Here is a 17,249-nt window from a genome sequence, read left to right on the forward strand (position 1 = left end):
CCGGCCGGTCGCCGCGGCACGCTCCGGCGGCAGGGGGCGGGCCGGCGCCCGGGTAGCCTTTCGGCCCGTGATCGAAACCCTCATCTGGATCGCCGTCGCCCTGTTCGCGATCGGCCTGTACCTGAGCTGGACCGCCGGACGGCTCGACCGGCTGCACGCCCGGATCGACGCCGCCCGCGCCGCGCTCGACGCACAGCTCGTGCGCCGCGCCTCGGTCGCCCAGGAACTGGCCACCTCGGGGGTCCTGGACCCGGCCGCCTCGATCGTGCTGTACCAGGCCGCGCACGCGGCCCGGCAGGCGGAGGAGGAGCAGCGGGAGGTGGCCGAGAGCGAGCTCAGCCAGGCACTGCGGGCCGTGTTCGGGGAGCCCGAGCAGATGGAGGCCGTACGGGAGGCCCCGGGCGGCGAGGAGGCGGCCGGGGAGCTCGCGGCGGCGGTACGCCGGGTGCCGATGGCCCGCCGCTTCCACAACGACGCCGTGCGCGCCGCCCGCGCCCTGCGCAGGCACCGCACGGTGCGCTGGTTCCGGCTGGCGGGCCACGCCCCCTTCCCGCTGGCGTTCGAGATGGACGACGAGCCGCCGGTCGCCCTGGCGGACCGCCCGTAGCCCCTCCGCCCTTCCACCGGTCCTTGCGCCGGTACGGCGGCCGGCCCGGCGGCGTGCCGGCAAAACGAGCCACGGCCTCACCATTGGCCCTTGCTGTGGACTGATCGGACCGGTTTCCTCGGTGTAGTCGAAACGCCCCCGTTCTTCACCGAGTGAGGTTTTTCCGTGTCCAGCACGCTTCCCACCACCCCGCAGTCCTCCGAGTCTCCGGCCGTCGGCACCGCGCGCGTGAAGCGCGGCATGGCCGAGCAGCTCAAGGGCGGCGTGATCATGGACGTGGTCAACGCCGAGCAGGCCAAGATCGCCGAGGACGCCGGCGCCGTGGCCGTCATGGCCCTGGAGCGGGTCCCCGCCGACATCCGCAAGGACGGCGGCGTGGCCCGGATGTCCGACCCCAACATGATCGAAGAGATCATCGACGCGGTGTCCATCCCGGTCATGGCCAAGTCCCGCATCGGCCACTTCGTCGAGGCCCAGGTCCTGCAGTCGCTCGGCGTCGACTACATCGACGAGTCCGAGGTCCTCACCCCGGCCGACGAGGTCAACCACTCCGACAAGTGGGCGTTCACCACCCCCTTCGTCTGTGGCGCCACCAACCTGGGCGAGGCCCTGCGCCGCATCGCCGAGGGCGCGGCCATGATCCGTTCCAAGGGCGAGGCCGGCACCGGCAACGTCGTCGAGGCCGTCCGTCACCTGCGGCAGATCAAGAACGAGATCGCCAAGCTGCGCGGCTTCGACAACAACGAGCTGTTCGCCGCCGCCAAGGAGCTGCGCGCGCCGTACGAGCTCGTCAAGGAGGTCTCCGAGCTCGGCAAGCTGCCCGTCGTCCTGTTCTCGGCCGGTGGCGTGGCCACCCCGGCCGACGCCGCGCTGATGCGTCAGCTCGGCGCCGAGGGCGTCTTCGTCGGCTCGGGCATCTTCAAGTCCGGCGACCCGGCCAAGCGCGCCGCCGCCATCGTGAAGGCCACCACGTTCTACGACGACCCGAAGATCATCGCGGACGCCTCCCGCAACCTGGGCGAGGCCATGGTCGGCATCAACTGCGACACGCTCCCCGAGACCGAGCGCTACGCGAACCGGGGCTGGTAAGCACCGATGAGCACCACCCCCGTGAACCCCGTCATCGGGGTACTGGCCCTCCAGGGCGATGTGCGGGAGCATCTGATCGCCCTGGCCGCGGCGGACGCCGTGGCCAGGCCGGTCCGGCGCCCCGAGGAGCTGGCCGAGGTCGACGGCCTGGTCATACCCGGCGGCGAGTCCACCACCATCTCCAAGCTGGCCGTCCTGTTCGGCCTCATGGAACCGCTGCGCGAGCGCGTCGCGGCCGGTCTGCCCGTCTACGGGACCTGCGCCGGCCTGATCATGCTGGCCGACAAGATCCTCGACCCGCGCTCGGGCCAGGAGACCCTCGGCGGCATCGACATGATCGTGCGCCGTAACGCCTTCGGGCGGCAGAACGAGTCCTTCGAGGCGGCCGTGCGGGTCGAGGGCATCACCGACGGCCCCGTCGAGGGTGTCTTCATCCGCGCCCCCTGGGTCGAGTCGGTCGGTGCCGAGACCGAGGTCCTCGCCGAGCACGACGGCCATATCGTCGCCGTGCGGCAGGGCAACGCCCTGGCCACGTCCTTCCACCCGGAGCTCACGGGAGACCACCGGATGCACGCCCTGTTCGTCGACATGGTGCGCGCGGCCCGCTGACGGGATCCCGGTAGGATCTCTGGGGTTCGTTCAGAATTGGGTTACGCGAAGGAGACAGGCAGATGTCCGGCCACTCTAAATGGGCTACGACGAAGCACAAGAAGGCCGTGATCGACGCCAAGCGCGGCAAGCTCTTCGCGAAGCTGATCAAGAACATCGAGGTCGCCGCCCGGACCGGCGGTGTCGACCCCGAGGGCAACCCGACGCTCGTCGACGCCATCCAGAAGGCGAAGAAGAGCTCCGTCCCGAACAAGAACATCGACTCCGCGGTCAAGCGCGGCGGCGGTCTCGAAGCGGGCGGCGTCGACTACGAGACGATCATGTACGAGGGCTACGGCCCCAACGGTGTCGCGGTGCTCATCGAGTGCCTCACCGACAACCGCAACCGTGCCGCCTCCGACGTACGGGTCGCCATGACCCGCAACGGCGGTTCCATGGCCGATCCCGGCTCCGTGTCGTACCTCTTCAACCGCAAGGGCGTCGTGATCGTCCCCAAGGGCGAGCTGACCGAGGACGACGTGCTGGGAGCGGTGCTGGACGCCGGTGCCGAGGAGGTCAACGACCTCGGTGAGTCCTTCGAGGTCATGAGCGAGGCCACCGACCTGGTCGCGGTCCGCACCGCCCTCCAGGAGGCGGGCATCGACTACGACTCGGCCGAGGCGAACTTCGTCCCGACCATGCAGGTCGAGCTCGACGAGGACGGCGCACGCAAGATCTTCAAGCTGATCGACGCGCTGGAGGACAGCGACGACGTGCAGAACGTCTTCGCCAACTTCGACGTCTCGGACGAGGTCATGGAGAAGGTCGACGCCTGAGCACGGCCGACCCACGCACACACGACGGGCCGACGGGAGAACCCCGTCGGCCCGTCGCGTTGTCGGCCGTTGTCAGTGGAGGCCGATAGCCTGCACAAACACATGAACGAAGACGGCCAGGGAGGGGCGGAGTGCGCGTTCTCGGGGTGGACCCAGGGCTGACCCGGTGCGGGGTCGGCGTCGTCGAAGGCGTCGCGGGCCGCCCGCTGACCATGCTCGGCGTCGGCGTCGTCCGCACCCCCGCGGACGCGGACATCGGCGCACGTCTCGTCGCGATCGAGCGCGGCATAGAGGAATGGCTGGATCTGCACCGGCCCGGACTGGTCGCCGTGGAGCGCGTCTTCGCCCAGCACAATGTGCGTACGGTCATGGGCACGGCCCAGGCCAGCGCGATCGCCATGCTCTGCGCCTCCCGGCGCGGCATCCCCGTCGCCCTGCACACCCCCAGCGAGGTCAAGGCCGCCGTCACCGGCAGCGGCCGGGCCGACAAGGCCCAGGTCGGGGCGATGGTCACCCGTCTGCTGCGGCTCGACGCACCGCCCAGGCCCGCCGACGCGGCGGACGCCCTCGCCCTCGCCATCTGTCACATCTGGCGCGCCCCCGCCCAGAACCGCCTCCAGCAGGCGGTCGCCGCGCACCACGCATCGAAAGGCCGTCCGTCATGATCGCTTCTGTGAGCGGCCCGGTCGCCGCGCTCACCCCCACCACCGCGGTCATCGAGGTCGGAGGCATCGGCATGGCCGTCCAGTGCACCCCCGACACCCTCTCCGGCCTGCGGATCGGCCAGGACGCCAGACTCGCGACGTCCCTGGTCGTACGGGAGGACTCGCTGACCCTGTACGGCTTCGCCGACGACGACGAGCGCCAGGTCTTCGAGCTGCTCCAGACCGCCAGCGGCGTCGGGCCGCGCCTCGCCCAGGCCATGCTCGCCGTGCACGCCCCCGACGCGCTGCGCCTCGCCGTCTCCACCGGTGACGAGAAGGCCCTCACCGCGGTACCGGGGATCGGCAAGAAGGGCGCGCAGAAGCTGCTGCTGGAGCTGAAGGACCGGCTCGGCTCGCCGACCGGCGCGCACATCGGCAGGCAGGGCGCCGGCACCGCGGTCGCCGCTTCCTGGCGCGACCAGCTGCACGCCGCGCTCATCGGCCTCGGGTACGCCACCCGCGAGGCGGACGAGGCGGTCGCCGCCGTCGCGCCGCAGGCGGAGGCCGCCGAGGGCGAGCCCCAGATCGGCCGGCTCCTCAAAGCGGCCCTCCAGACGCTCAACCGCACCCGCTGAACAGCGCCGACAGACAAGACCGCGAGGCAGACCTGATGGACTGGGACGACACCGGCAGCCGCACACGGGCCACGGACGGCGGGGAGGGCGCCGAGGAACGACTCGTCGGCGCCGCGGCGGACGGTGAGGAGCAGGCCGTCGAGGCGGCGCTGCGCCCCAAGTCGCTGGGGGAGTTCGTCGGCCAGGAGCGGGTGCGCGAGCAGCTGGATCTGGTGCTCAAGGCCGCCCTGGCCCGTGGCGCCACCGCCGACCACGTCCTGCTCTCCGGGGCCCCCGGCCTCGGCAAGACCACCCTCTCCATGATCATCGCGGCCGAGATGGGCGCCCCCATCCGCATCACCTCCGGCCCCGCCATCCAGCACGCCGGAGACCTCGCCGCGATCCTCTCCTCCCTCCAGGAGGGCGAGGTCCTCTTCCTCGACGAGATCCACCGGATGTCCCGGCCGGCCGAGGAGATGCTCTACATGGCGATGGAGGACTTCCGGGTCGACGTCATCGTCGGCAAGGGCCCGGGCGCCACCGCCATCCCGCTGGAGCTGCCGCCCTTCACCCTGGTCGGCGCCACCACCAGGGCCGGACTGCTGCCGCCCCCGCTGCGCGACCGCTTCGGGTTCACCGCCCACATGGAGTTCTACGCCCCGGCCGAGCTGGAGCGCGTCGTCCACCGCTCCGCCCAGCTCCTCGACGTGGCCATCGACACCGCGGGCGCGGCCGAGATCGCCGGCCGCTCGCGCGGCACCCCCCGTATCGCCAACCGCCTGCTGCGCCGCGTCAGGGACTACGCGCAGGTGAAGGCCGACGGAGCGATCACCGAGGAGATCGCCGCCACCGCGCTCGCGGTGTACGAGGTGGACGGCCGCGGCCTCGACCGGCTGGACCGGGCCGTCCTCCACGCGCTGCTCAAGCTCTTCGGCGGCGGGCCGGTCGGCCTGTCCACCCTCGCGGTGGCGGTGGGGGAGGAGCGCGAAACGGTGGAGGAGGTCGCCGAACCGTTCCTCGTACGGGAGGGGCTGCTGGCGCGTACGCCCCGCGGCCGGGTCGCCACCCCCGCCGCATGGGCGCATCTCGGACTCGTACCGCCGCAGGCAGGCGCACCAGGAAGCGGACAACAGGGGTTGTTCGGGGCGTGACGGCGAGGAGACTCGCCGGGGCAGGAACCGCGGTGCCATGCTGGGCGTTGTTCCATCGATGCGGACTCGCCTAGACTCCGCCGATGCCGACCCTTCAGGCCGGCATGCCCACCCCCGAAGATCAGGCCGCGGAGCTCCGCGACCGTGCGAAGGATTTCCGTCCCGTGAGTATCGTGACCCTCCTCCCGTTCATCGTCCTCATCGGGGCCATGTTCCTGATGACCCGCTCTGCGAAGAAGAAGCAGCAGCAGGCGGCCGCGATGCGCGATCAGATGCAGCCCGGCACCGGCGTACGGACGATCGGGGGGATGTACGCCACCGTCAAGGAGGTCGGTGACGACACGGTCCTCCTCGAGGTCGCCCCGGGGGTGCACGCCCTCTACGCGAAGAACGCGATCGGGGCGGTCCTCGAGGACGAGGAGTACAACCGCATCGTGCACGGCGACGACCTCCAGGCCGACAGCCCGGTCGTTCCCGACGACGCCTCCTCGCTGACCGGGCCGGCCGGCGCCGAGCCCGAGGACGGCAAGGCCGACGACACCGCCGGCGAGGTCAGGCCGAACCTGTCCAAGAAGGCCGAGGCGGACGACGCCGAGCCCAAGGACGGCAAGGCCGACGGTACGGGCGACGCGAAGTAGTCACGACCGGGGATCGCGGGGCGCCCACTGGCGTCCTGCGATCCCCGGACCGTGTCCACATCTGCGGGGGCAGGTCCCCACACCACTTCGTGGCCGCCTCGCGCACACCCGGCGCGGGGCGGTTGGACAGGGAGAATCGACAAGGTGGCAGCACCGAAGAAGGGCAGAGGGCCGTCGGGGGGCCAGGGCAGGCCGGGGCGTACCCTGGCGTTGTTCCTGATCGCCATGGTCGCGCTCACCGGCGGGATGTTCGCGTCGAAGCACGTCACACCGCGACTGGGCATCGACCTGGCCGGCGGTACGACGATCACGCTCAAGGCGAAGAGCGAGCCCGGACGGGAAGACGCCGTCAACGAGACCAACATGAACACCGCGGTCGGGATCATCGAACGCCGTGTCAATGGTCTGGGCGTCTCCGAGTCCGAGGTACAGACGCAGGGCCGCGAGCACATCATCGTCAACATCCCCAAGGGGACGAACGAGCAGCAGGCCCGTGACCAGGTCGGTACCACCGCTCAGCTGTACTTCCGGCCCGTCCTGACCGTCGCCGGCAGCGAGCCGACGACGACGCCGTCCGCCGGATCGTCACCCTCGGCCGGCTCCTCCCCGAGCCCGTCCGCCTCGGGCAAGGGCGGTGACGGCGAGAACGGCAAGGACAAGGCCACCACGCCCACGGCGAGTGCCACCACCCAGGGCCGCGCGGTGACCGACGCGCTAAAGAAGGCGCCCACCCCGAGCGGCTCCGCCTCCGCGCCGAAGGCGTCCGAGACCCCCGGGGCCCCCGCGACGCCCTCCGCCGACCCCGCGACCGCCAAGCTGCAGCAGCAGTTCACGGCGCTGGACTGCACCGACAAGAAGCAGCGCTCGGCCGCCGGCAAGAACACCAAGCCGACCGACACGATCGTCGCGTGCGGCAAGAACTCCGTGGGGCAGTGGGAGAAGTACATCCTCGGCCCCGCCGAGGTGGACGGCAAGGACGTCGACGACGCCAAGGGCGTGCTGGACCAGCAGCGCGGCATGTGGATCGTCACCATGGACTTCACCGACGCCGGCACCAAGAAGTTCCAGAAGATCACCGGCAAGCTGTCGCAGCAGGCCCCGCCGATGAACCAGTTCGCCATCGTGCTCGACGGCGAGGTCGTCTCCGCGCCCCAGGTGAACCAGACGCTGGGCGCCAGCGCCGAGATCTCCGGCAGCTTCACCCAGCAGTCCGCGCAGGACCTCGGCAACATCCTCTCGTACGGTGCGCTCCCGCTCTCCTTCCAGGAGGACAGCGTCACGACCGTGACCGCCGCCCTCGGCGGTGAGCAGCTCCAGGCCGGTCTGATCGCCGGTGCGATCGGTCTCGCCCTGGTCATCATCTACCTGGTGGTCTACTACCGGGGCCTCGCGATGATCGCCATCCTGAGCCTCATCGCCTCGGCGATCCTGACGTACACGATCATGGCTCTGCTCGGTCCGGCCATCGGATTCGCCCTGAACCTGCCCGCGGTCTGCGGTGCGATCGTGGCGATCGGCATCACCGCGGACTCGTTCATCGTGTACTTCGAACGCATCCGTGACGAGATCCGCGAGGGCCGCACCCTGCGCCCGGCGGTCGAGCGCGCCTGGCCGCGCGCCCGCCGCACCATCCTGGTCTCCGACTTCGTGTCCTTCCTCGCCGCCGCGGTGCTCTTCCTGGTCACCGTCGGCAAGGTCCAGGGCTTCGCCTTCACGCTCGGCCTGACGACCCTTCTCGACGTGGTCGTGGTGTTCCTCTTCACCAAGCCCGTGATGACGCTCCTCGCCCGTACGAAGTTCTTCGGCAACGGACACCCGTGGTCCGGCCTGGACCCGAAGCGGCTCGGCGCCAAGCCCCCGCTGCGCCGTTCCCGCCGTGTCTCCGCCCCCACCGACCCGAAGGAGGCGTGAGATGTCGAAGCTCGGCAGTCTCGGCGCCCGGCTCTACCGCGGCGAGGTCGGCTATGACTTCGTGGCCAAGCGGAAGATCTGGTACGGCATCTCGATCCTGATCACCATCACGGCCATCGTCGGCCTGGCGGTGCGCGGTCTCAACATGGGCATCGAGTTCAAGGGCGGCGCCGTCTTCACCACGCCCAGGACGACCGTCTCCGCCGCCCAGGCCGAGACCGCCGCCGAAGAGGCCGCGGGCCACGACGCGATCGTCCAGGAACTGGGCACCGGCGGTCTGCGGATCCAGGTCAGCAGCCTGGACACCAAGCAGGCCGACCAGGTCAGGGCCCAGCTCGCCGAGGACCTGGACGTCCAGGCGAAGGACATCAACGCCGACCTCGTCGGTCCCAGCTGGGGCGAGCAGATCGCCAACAAGGCATGGACCGGTCTCGCGATCTTCATGATCCTCGTGGTGATCTACCTGGCGATCGCCTTCGAATGGCGGATGGCACTCGCCGCGCTGATCGCGCTCGTCCACGACCTCACGATCACCGTCGGGGTGTACGCGCTCGTGGGCTTCGAGGTCACCCCCGGCACGGTGATCGGTCTGCTCACCATCCTCGGTTACTCCCTCTACGACACCGTCGTCGTCTTCGACGGTCTCAAGGAGGGTGCCAAGGACATCACCAAGCAGACCCGCTGGACCTACAGCGAGATCGCCAACCGCAGCCTCAACGGCACCCTGGTCCGCTCCATCAACACCACGGTGGTGGCGCTGCTGCCGGTGGCCGGTCTGCTCTTCATCGGCGGCGGCTTCCTCGGAGCCGGCATGCTGAACGACATCTCGCTGTCGCTGTTCGTGGGCCTCGCGGCCGGCGCGTACTCCTCCATCTTCATCGCCACGCCGCTCGTCGCCGACTTCAAGGAGCGCGAGCCGCAGATGAAGGCGCTCAGGAAGCGCGTCCTGGCCAAGCGTGCCGCCGCGGCCGCCAAGGGTGAGTCCCCGGATGCCGACGGCAGCGCCGACGGGGACCACGACGCGGTGCCCGAGGATGCCGCCGCCGGTTCCGTGGTGGGGCAGCGCTCCCGCCGCGGCCGCTCCACGGGGACGAACCGATGACCGTGACCACGCAGGAACTCCTGCTCAGCCGCATCAGGGACGTCGAGGACTACCCGAAGCCGGGCGTGGTGTTCAAGGACATCACCCCGCTGCTCGCGGACCCGGAGGCGTTCGCCGCCCTCACCGGCGCGCTCGCCGAGCTGTGCGTCCGGCACGGCGCCACGAAGATCGTCGGCCTGGAGGCACGCGGCTTCATCCTCGCCGCGCCCGTCGCCGTCTCCGCCAGGCTCGGCTTCGTGCCCGTGCGCAAGGCCGGCAAGCTGCCCGGCGCCACGCTGCGCCAGGCCTACGAGCTGGAGTACGGCAGCGCCGAGATCGAGGTGCACGCCGAGGACCTCGCCGCCGGTGACCGCGTCATGGTCATCGACGACGTCCTCGCCACCGGCGGCACCGCCGAGGCGTCGCTGGAGCTCATCCGGCGCGCGGGCGCCGAGGTCGCGGGTGTCGCGGTCCTCATGGAGCTGGGCTTCCTCGCCGGCCGCGAACGGCTGGAGCCCGCTCTGCGCGGCGCCCCGCTGGAGGCTCTGATCACGGTCTGACCAGCACGGCGACCCTCGACGGGACGGGCATCCGGGAACACCGGGTGCCCGTCCCGCGTTGTGCGGAGCCCGTCCCGGGAAGAGCGTGTCGCCCGGGGTCGATACCATGGGTGTCCGGGCCTGACCGGGGGACCCGGACCGCACGAGGAGCGCTCTTGCCAGACGAGGTCCAGCCACTCTCCGCCGCGCAGCCCGACCAGCAGGCCGACAAGGCCGCGGCGGCCCCGGCCACGCCCGAGAAGAAGCCCGCGGAGGACGACACCAGGTCCGCCGGCCCCCAGCGTGCGCAGGGTCCGGCTCCCGTCTCGGCCCCCAAGCCCACCCCGCCCACGCCCGCGCGCACCGGGGGAGGCTCCTCCAACCGCGTCCGCGCCCGCCTCGCCCGGCTCGGCGTGCAGCGCTCGTCGCCGTACAACCCCGTTCTCGAACCGCTGCTCCGGATAGTGCGGAGCAACGACCCGAAGATCGAGACGTCGACCCTGCGACAGGTCGAGCGCGCCTACCAGGTCGCCGAGCGCTGGCACCGCGGGCAGAAGCGCAAGAGCGGTGACCCGTACATCACGCACCCGCTCGCCGTGACCACCATCCTCGCCGAGCTCGGCATGGACCCGGCCACGCTCATGGCGGGGCTGCTCCACGACACGGTCGAGGACACCGAGTACGGCCTGGACACCCTGCGCAAGGACTTCGGCGACCAGGTCGCCCTCCTCGTCGACGGCGTCACCAAGCTCGACAAGGTCAAGTTCGGCGAGGCCGCGCAGGCGGAGACCGTCCGCAAGATGGTCGTCGCGATGGCCAAGGACCCGCGCGTCCTGGTGATCAAGCTCGCCGACCGCCTCCACAACATGCGCACCATGCGCTACCTCAAGCGGGAGAAGCAGGAGAAGAAGGCCCGCGAGACGCTGGAGATCTACGCCCCGCTGGCGCACCGGCTGGGCATGAACACCATCAAGTGGGAGCTGGAGGACCTCGCCTTCGCGATCCTCTACCCCAAGATGTACGACGAGATCGTCCGACTCGTCGCCGAGCGGGCCCCCAAGCGCGACGAGTACCTCGCCATAGTGACCGACGAGGTCCAGGCCGACCTGCGCGCCGCCCGCATCAAGGCCACCGTCACCGGCCGGCCCAAGCACTACTACAGCGTCTACCAGAAGATGATCGTCCGCGGCCGTGACTTCGCGGAGATCTACGACCTGGTGGGCATCCGTGTCCTGGTCGACACGGTCCGCGACTGCTACGCGGCCCTGGGCACCGTCCACGCCCGCTGGAACCCGGTTCCGGGGCGGTTCAAGGACTACATCGCGATGCCCAAGTTCAACATGTACCAGTCGCTGCACACGACGGTGATCGGCCCCAACGGCAAGCCCGTCGAGCTCCAGATCCGGACGTTCGACATGCACCGCCGCGCCGAGTACGGCATCGCCGCGCACTGGAAGTACAAGCAGGAGGCCGTCGCCGGCGCCTCCAAGGTGCGCACCGACGTCCCGAAGCGGACCGGCAAGGACGACCACCTCAACGACATGGCGTGGCTGCGCCAGCTGCTGGACTGGCAGAAGGAGACCGAGGACCCCAGCGAGTTCCTGGAGTCCCTGCGCTTCGACCTCTCCCGCAACGAGGTCTTCGTCTTCACCCCCAAGGGTGATGTCATCGCGCTCCCCGCGGGGGCCACGCCGGTCGACTTCTCCTACGCCGTCCACACCGAGGTCGGCCACCGGACCATAGGAGCACGGGTCAACGGGCGGCTCGTGCCGCTCGAGTCGACCCTCGACAACGGTGATCTGGTGGAGGTCTTCACCTCCAAGGCCGCCGGTGCGGGCCCCTCGCGGGACTGGCTGGGCTTCGTCAAGTCGCCCCGGGCGCGCAACAAGATCCGTGCCTGGTTCTCCAAGGAGCGCCGGGACGAGGCGATCGAGCAGGGCAAGGACGCCATCGCGCGCGCCATGCGCAAGCAGAACCTGCCGATCCAGCGCATCCTGACGGGCGACTCCCTCGTCACGCTGGCGCACGAGATGCGCTATCCCGACATCTCGTCGCTGTACGCCGCCATCGGCGAGGGGCATGTGGCCGCGCAGGGCGTCGTCCAGAAGCTGGTGCAGGCCCTGGGCGGCGAGGAGGCCGCCAACGAGGACATCGCCGAGTCGGCGCCGCCCTCGCGCGGCCGCAGCAAGCGCCGCGCGAACGCCGACCCGGGCGTGGTCGTCAAGGGCGTCGAGGACGTCTGGGTCAAGCTCGCCCGCTGCTGCACGCCCGTCCCCGGCGACCCGATCATCGGCTTCGTCACCCGCGGCAGTGGCGTGTCGGTTCACCGGGCCGACTGCGTCAACGTGGACTCGCTCTCCCAGCAGCCCGAGCGGATCCTCGACGTCGAGTGGGCCCCCACCCAGTCCTCGGTCTTCCTGGTCGCCATCCAGGTCGAGGCCCTGGACCGCTCCCGGCTCCTGTCGGACGTCACCCGGGTCCTGTCGGACCAGCACGTCAACATCCTGTCGGCGGCGGTCCAGACCTCCCGCGACCGGGTGGCCACCTCCCGCTTCACCTTCGAGATGGGCGACCCGAAGCACCTGGGGCACGTCCTGAAGGCGGTACGCGGTGTGGAAGGCGTCTACGACGTCTACCGCGTGACCTCGGCCCGCCGGCCGTCATGACCGTACGGGGCCGGAGCGGCACCCGCCGGCCCGGGTAAGGCGCACGCGCGCCGGGCCCGGGCCCGGGCGGCCCGCCGGCCCGGGTAAGGCGCACGCGCGCCGGGCCCGGGCCCGGGCGGCCCGCCGGCCCTGGCAGGTCCGCAGAGGCCGAAGGGGCTCCCGTACGCGATGTACGGGAGCCCCTTCGACGTGCCGCGCCCTGCCCGGACCACCGGGCGGGGCGCGGCCGGGACGATCAGCCGCCGAACTCCTCAAGGCCCTTCAGCGCCTGGTCCAGCAGCGCCTGGCGGCCCTCCAGCTCGCGGGCGAGCTTGTCGGCCTTCGCGTCGTTGCCCGCCGCCCGGGCCGCGTCGATCTGCTTCTGCAGCTTGTCGACGGCGTCCTGGAGCTGCCCGGTCAGACCCGCGGCACGTGCGCGCGCCTCCGGGTTCGTACGGCGCCACTCGGCTTCCTCCGCCTCCTGGATCGCCCGTTCGACGGCGTGCATCCGGCCCTCGACCTTCGGCCGGGCGTCGCGCGGCACGTGGCCGATGGCCTCCCAGCGCTCGTTGATGGTCCGGAAGGACGCGCGAGCCGCCTTCAGGTCCCTCACCGGCACCAGCTTCTCGGCCTCGACCGCGAGCTCCTCCTTCAGCTTGAGGTTCTCGGTCTGCTCCGCGTCACGCTCGGCGAAGACCTCGCCCCGCGCCGCGAAGAAGACGTCCTGGGCACCGCGGAAGCGGTTCCACAGGTCGTCCTCGTGCTCGCGCTGCGCGCGGCCCGCGGCCTTCCAGTCCGCCATGAGCTCGCGGTACCGGGCGGCCGTCGTACCCCAGTCGGTGGAGCCCGAGAGCGACTCGGCCTCGGCGACCAGCTTCTCCTTCGCCTTGCGGGCCTCCTCGCGCTGCGCGTCCAGCGACGCGAAGTGCGCCTTGCGGCGCTTGGAGAACGCCGACCGCGCGTGCGAGAAGCGGTGCCAGAGCTCGTCGTCGGACTTCCGGTCGAGCCTGGGCAGGCCCTTCCAGGTGTCCACGAGGGCCCGCAGCCGCTCGCCCGCGGCGCGCCACTGCTCGCTCTGGGCCAGTTCCTCGGCCTCGACGACCAGCTTCTCCTTGGCCTGCCGCGCCTCGTCGGTCTGCTTGGCCTTCTGGACCTTGCGCTCCTCGCGCCGCGACTCGACCGTCGCCACCAGCGCGTCGAGCCGCTTGCGGAGCGCGTCGAGGTCGCCGACGGCGTGATGCTCGTCGACCTGATGACGGATGTGATCGATCGCGGCCGTCGCATCCTTGGCCGACAGGTCGGTGGTCTTCACCCGCTTCTCGAGGAGGCCGATCTCGACAACCAAGCCCTCGTACTTGCGTTCGAAGTAGGCCAGTGCCTCCTCGGGAGTGCCGGCCTGCCACGATCCGACGACCTGCTCGCCATCGGCTGTACGCACGTACACGGTGCCCGTCTCATCGACGCGGCCCCACGGGTCGCTGCTCACAGCGCCTCCTCCACATGATGCCGGCGAGGGGGGTTTGCCCCCTGGGCATCGTCCACAGTTTCCTGGGGGCGGGCTGTGCCCGCCCTGCACAACGCCAATCTAGGCGACCGGCCGCCCGGCTGTCCGCTCTCAGCGCGACCGAAATTCACGGTTCACGCCTTGCTGACGGTGGCCTTCTCGATGGTGACGGCCTTCTTGGGCGCCCCGTCCTTGGCATCACCCGCGACACCGCCCTTCGCCACCTCCTGGACGGCCTTCAGGCCGGCCGCGTCCATCGTGCCGAAGGGGGTGAACTGCGGAGGCAGCTTGGTGTCCTTGTAGACCAGGAAGAACTGGCTGCCACCCGTGTTGGGCTGCATGGTGTTGGCCATCGCGACCGTCCCGGCCGGGAACGTCACCGAACCGTCGGCGCCCGCCTTCCCCAGCGCGTCCAGGTTCTCGTCCGGGATGTTGTACCCGGGCCCGCCGCTGCCGTCGCCCTTGGGGTCACCGCACTGGAGCACGAAGATGCCCTCGACGGTCAGACGGTGGCACTTGGTGTTGTCGAAGTACTTCTTGTCGGCGAGGTACTTGAACGAGTTCACCGTGTGCGGGGTCTTCGCCGCGTTCATGGTGATCCGGATGTCGCCCTGGTTCGTCTCGAGGGCCATCGAGTACGTGGCCTTCCGGTCGATGGCCATGGCGGGCTCGGGCGTGCCGCTCTCCGAGGACGACGGGCTCGGAGGCAGGTCGAGGGGTGCGGCGTCACTCTTCTTGTCGCCGGTCAGCCCCATGGCGTACACCGCTCCGCCCGCGGCCAGCACCACGGCGAGCGCGGAGGCGATGATCGTGTTGCGGCGCCTTGCCTTCTTGCGGGCCTCCGCCCGACGCTGCTGCTGCCGCTCGAACTTCTCCCTGGCGAGCTGCCGCCGCCGCTGATCGCTGCTGACCACCGGGTCTTCTCCTTGTCGGTCGTCTGTTCAGGTCCTGGCCGAGTGTGCCCGTACCGTATACGGGTTGGCTGTGGAATGAGCAGCGCCGGTAGGCTCTGATCTGCTGCATTCTTCCGCCGCATCCGTACCGCCGGACGACCCTTTAAGGACGATCGTGCTCATTGCCGGGTTCCCCGCCGGGGCCTGGGGGACCAATTGCTACCTGGTCGCCCCCGCCGCCGGCGAGGAGTGCGTGATCATCGACCCGGGCCATCAGGCCGCCCAGGGAGTCGAGGAGACGCTCAAGAAGCATCGGCTCAAGCCCGTCGCCGTCGTGCTCACCCATGGCCACATCGACCATGTCGCGTCCGTCGTCCCGGTCTGCGGGGCACATGACGTTCCCGCGTGGATCCACCCCTCGGACCGCTACATGATGAGCGACCCGGAGAAGGCACTCGGCCGCTCCATCGGGATGCCCCTGATGGGCGAGCTGACCGTGGGCGAGCCGGACGACGTCCGCGAGCTCACGGACGGCGCCGCGCTGGAACTCGCGGGTCTGGAGCTCACCGTGTCGCACGCGCCCGGCCATACCAAGGGGTCGGTGACCTTCGGGATGCCCGAGGCCGCGGACATCCCGCCGGTCTTCTTCTCGGGCGACCTGCTCTTCGCCGGCTCCATCGGACGCACCGACCTGCCCGGCGGTGACATGGCCGAGATGCTCGACTCGCTGGCCCGCGTGTGCCTGCCGCTCGACGACTCGACCGTGGTGCTGTCCGGCCACGGCCCCCAGACGACCATCGGCCGCGAGCGTGCCACGAACCCCTATCTCAGGGACGTGGCCGGCGGCCGCCCAACGGGGAGCGCCAGCGCCGCTCCCCGACGAGGAATGTGACGAGAGACTTCCCACGTGAGTACCTTCCAGGCCCCCAAGGGCACGTACGACCTGCTCCCGCCGGACTCGGCCACCTATCTGGCGGTGCGCGAGGCGATCGCCGCGCCGCTGAAGAACTCGGGGTACGGCTACGTCGAGACGCCCGGCTTCGAGAACGTCGAGCTGTTCGCGCGCGGTGTCGGTGAGTCCACCGACATCGTGACCAAGGAGATGTACGCCTTCGAGACCAAGGGCGGCGACAGGCTCGCCCTTCGTCCCGAAGGCACCGCCTCCGTCCTGCGCGCAGCGCTGGAGGCCAACCTCCACAAGGCCGGCAACCTGCCGGTCAAGCTCTGGTACTCGGGCTCGTACTACCGCTACGAGCGCCCGCAGAAGGGCCGATACCGCCACTTCTCGCAGGTCGGTGCCGAGGCGATCGGCGCCGAGGACCCCGCCCTGGACGCCGAGCTGATCATCCTGGCCGACCAGGCGTACCGCTCGCTGGGCCTGCGCGACTTCCGCATCCTGCTGAACTCGCTCGGCGACAAGGAGTGCCGGCCGGTCTACCGCGAGGCGCTCCAGGGCTTCCTGCGCGATCTCGACCTGGACGAGGACACCCGCCGCCGGATCGAGATCAACCCGCTGCGGGTCCTCGACGACAAGCGCGCCGACGTCCAGAAGCAGCTGGTGGGCGCGCCGATGCTGCGTGACCACCTGTGCGACGCGTGCAAGGCGTACCACGAGGAGGTCCGCGAGCTGTTGACGGCGGCGGGCGTGTCCTTCGAGGATGACGAGAAGCTGGTGCGCGGTCTCGACTACTACACCCGCACCACGTTCGAGTTCGTGCACGACGGTCTCGGCTCGCAGTCCGCGGTGGGCGGCGGCGGCCGCTACGACGGTCTCTCCGAGATGATCGGCGGACCGGCGCTTCCCTCGGTCGGCTGGGCGCTGGGCGTGGACCGTACGGTCCTGGCACTGGAGGCCGAGGGCATCACCCTCGACATCCCGTCCGCCACGAGCGTGTACGCGGTCCCGCTGGGCGAGGAGGCCCGCAAGGTCCTGTTCGGTGTCGTCACCGAGCTGCGCAGGGCGGGCGTCGCGACCGACTTCGCGTACGGCGGCAAGGGCCTGAAGGGCGCCATGAAGAACGCCAACCGGTCCGGTGCCCGGTTCGCGGTCGTCGCCGGCGAGCGCGACCTGGCCGAGGGCCTGGTCCAGCTCAAGGACATGGAGTCCGGCGAGCAGGAGCCGGTCGCGCTCGACGCGGTCGTGGCCACGCTCCGCGAGAAGCTCGCCTGACGTCCGCACACCCGCGCGACGGGAGCGGGGACCGAGGACACTCGGTCCCCGCTCCCCTTTTGTGCCCCCTTCCTTATGTCCACCGAACGGTGGACAAGGGCCCCCGTGCGGCACAATGACCACTGCCCTCAGCAGCCTCCGAGAAGTGATGGAACGGCCGATATGACGACTGCAGCGGTTGACGACGTGTCCTCCGACCACGGCGGGGCGGGGGCGGGCCGGGCGTTCGCGTGGATGCTGGTGGTCACGGGTGCGGCGGGGCTGCTCGCGGCGTGGGTGATCACGATCGACAAGTTCAGGCTGCTGGAGGACCCGGGGTTCACTCCGGGGTGCAGTCTC

At 70.6% G+C, this 17,249-nt stretch carries 16 protein-coding genes and 1 pseudogene; 15 read left to right on the top strand and 2 right to left on the bottom strand.

The window, feature by feature from the left end; all coding sequences use genetic code 11:
- The first annotated feature begins 67 nt into the window (after window positions 1–67).
- The 12 genes from PUR26_RS09265 (at window position 68) to PUR26_RS09320 (ending at window position 12,364) form a co-directional block, all read left to right on the top strand.
- Complete coding sequence (locus tag PUR26_RS09265; protein WP_329871001.1) at window positions 68–607, top strand: hypothetical protein; 540 nt, start codon at window positions 68–70, stop codon at window positions 605–607.
- A gap of 165 nt (window positions 608–772) precedes the next feature.
- Window positions 773–1,696: a pyridoxal 5'-phosphate synthase lyase subunit PdxS gene (gene pdxS / locus PUR26_RS09270; protein WP_329871002.1), complete on the top strand. Its 924-nt coding sequence runs from the start codon at window positions 773–775 to the stop codon at window positions 1,694–1,696.
- 6 nt (window positions 1,697–1,702) lie between these two features.
- Window positions 1,703–2,305, top strand: a complete 603-nt coding sequence (gene pdxT, locus PUR26_RS09275; protein WP_329871003.1) for a pyridoxal 5'-phosphate synthase glutaminase subunit PdxT — start codon at window positions 1,703–1,705, stop codon at window positions 2,303–2,305.
- A 62-nt stretch (window positions 2,306–2,367) separates the two neighbouring features.
- Window positions 2,368–3,120: a YebC/PmpR family DNA-binding transcriptional regulator gene (locus PUR26_RS09280; RefSeq protein WP_329871004.1), complete on the top strand. Its 753-nt coding sequence runs from the start codon at window positions 2,368–2,370 to the stop codon at window positions 3,118–3,120.
- A gap of 131 nt (window positions 3,121–3,251) precedes the next feature.
- Window positions 3,252–3,785 (top strand): crossover junction endodeoxyribonuclease RuvC, encoded by a 534-nt coding sequence (gene ruvC / locus PUR26_RS09285; RefSeq protein ID WP_329871006.1) that lies wholly within the window; start codon window positions 3,252–3,254, stop codon window positions 3,783–3,785.
- Window positions 3,782–4,399, top strand: a complete 618-nt coding sequence (gene ruvA / locus PUR26_RS09290) for a Holliday junction branch migration protein RuvA (RefSeq protein WP_329871008.1) — start codon at window positions 3,782–3,784, stop codon at window positions 4,397–4,399. The genes ruvC and ruvA overlap by 4 nt, the downstream gene beginning before the upstream one ends.
- 35 nt (window positions 4,400–4,434) lie before the next feature.
- The gene (ruvB, locus tag PUR26_RS09295) at window positions 4,435–5,529 is read left to right on the top strand and encodes a Holliday junction branch migration DNA helicase RuvB (protein ID WP_329871010.1); all 1,095 of its coding nucleotides are present in this window, start codon (window positions 4,435–4,437) and stop codon (window positions 5,527–5,529) included.
- A gap of 164 nt (window positions 5,530–5,693) precedes the next feature.
- On the top strand, window positions 5,694–6,167 hold the full coding sequence (yajC, locus tag PUR26_RS09300; protein ID WP_329871012.1) for a preprotein translocase subunit YajC: 474 nt from the start codon (window positions 5,694–5,696) through the stop codon (window positions 6,165–6,167).
- Window positions 6,168–6,311: 144 nt separating this feature from the next.
- On the top strand, window positions 6,312–8,078 hold the full coding sequence (secD, locus tag PUR26_RS09305) for a protein translocase subunit SecD (RefSeq protein ID WP_329871014.1): 1,767 nt from the start codon (window positions 6,312–6,314) through the stop codon (window positions 8,076–8,078).
- Window position 8,079: 1 nt separating this feature from the next.
- A complete protein-coding gene (gene secF / locus PUR26_RS09310) occupies window positions 8,080–9,180 on the top strand; it encodes a protein translocase subunit SecF (RefSeq protein ID WP_329871015.1) in 1,101 nt (366 codons plus the stop codon).
- A complete protein-coding gene (locus tag PUR26_RS09315) occupies window positions 9,177–9,719 on the top strand; it encodes an adenine phosphoribosyltransferase (RefSeq protein ID WP_329871017.1) in 543 nt (180 codons plus the stop codon). Before secF ends, PUR26_RS09315 begins: the two co-directional genes overlap by 4 nt.
- Window positions 9,720–9,874: 155 nt before the next feature.
- Window positions 9,875–12,364, top strand: a complete 2,490-nt coding sequence (locus tag PUR26_RS09320; protein ID WP_329871019.1) for a RelA/SpoT family protein — start codon at window positions 9,875–9,877, stop codon at window positions 12,362–12,364.
- A gap of 235 nt (window positions 12,365–12,599) precedes the next feature.
- Here PUR26_RS09320 and PUR26_RS09325 read toward each other — a convergent pair whose 3' ends face one another.
- Together PUR26_RS09325 and PUR26_RS09330 are read right to left on the bottom strand one after the other, a co-directional pair.
- On the bottom strand, window positions 12,600–13,829 hold the full coding sequence (locus tag PUR26_RS09325; RefSeq protein ID WP_329871021.1) for a DUF349 domain-containing protein: 1,230 nt from the start codon (window positions 13,827–13,829) through the stop codon (window positions 12,600–12,602).
- A gap of 152 nt (window positions 13,830–13,981) precedes the next feature.
- A complete protein-coding gene (locus tag PUR26_RS09330; RefSeq protein WP_329871022.1) occupies window positions 13,982–14,761 on the bottom strand; it encodes a peptidylprolyl isomerase in 780 nt (259 codons plus the stop codon).
- A gap of 154 nt (window positions 14,762–14,915) precedes the next feature.
- Between PUR26_RS09330 and PUR26_RS09335 the strand changes: the two genes are divergently transcribed.
- From PUR26_RS09335 to PUR26_RS34630, 3 genes and pseudogenes are all read left to right on the top strand, one after another.
- Window positions 14,916–15,632 carry an MBL fold metallo-hydrolase gene (locus tag PUR26_RS09335; protein ID WP_329871024.1) on the top strand — a complete coding sequence of 239 codons (717 nt, stop codon included), beginning with the start codon at window positions 14,916–14,918 and terminating at the stop codon, window positions 15,630–15,632.
- Between the two features lie 15 nt (window positions 15,633–15,647).
- Entirely contained in the window at window positions 15,648–16,910 is a 1,263-nt protein-coding gene (gene hisS, locus PUR26_RS09340; RefSeq protein WP_329871026.1) for a histidine--tRNA ligase, read from the top strand.
- Window positions 16,911–17,072: 162 nt separating this feature from the next.
- Window positions 17,073–17,249 (top strand): annotated as a pseudogene (locus tag PUR26_RS34630) (vitamin K epoxide reductase family protein); the annotation flags it as partial.

The sequence above is a fragment of the Streptomyces sp. SP18CS02 genome (assembly GCF_036322365.1).
In the GTDB taxonomy this organism is placed as follows: Bacteria; Actinomycetota; Actinomycetes; order Streptomycetales; family Streptomycetaceae; genus Streptomyces.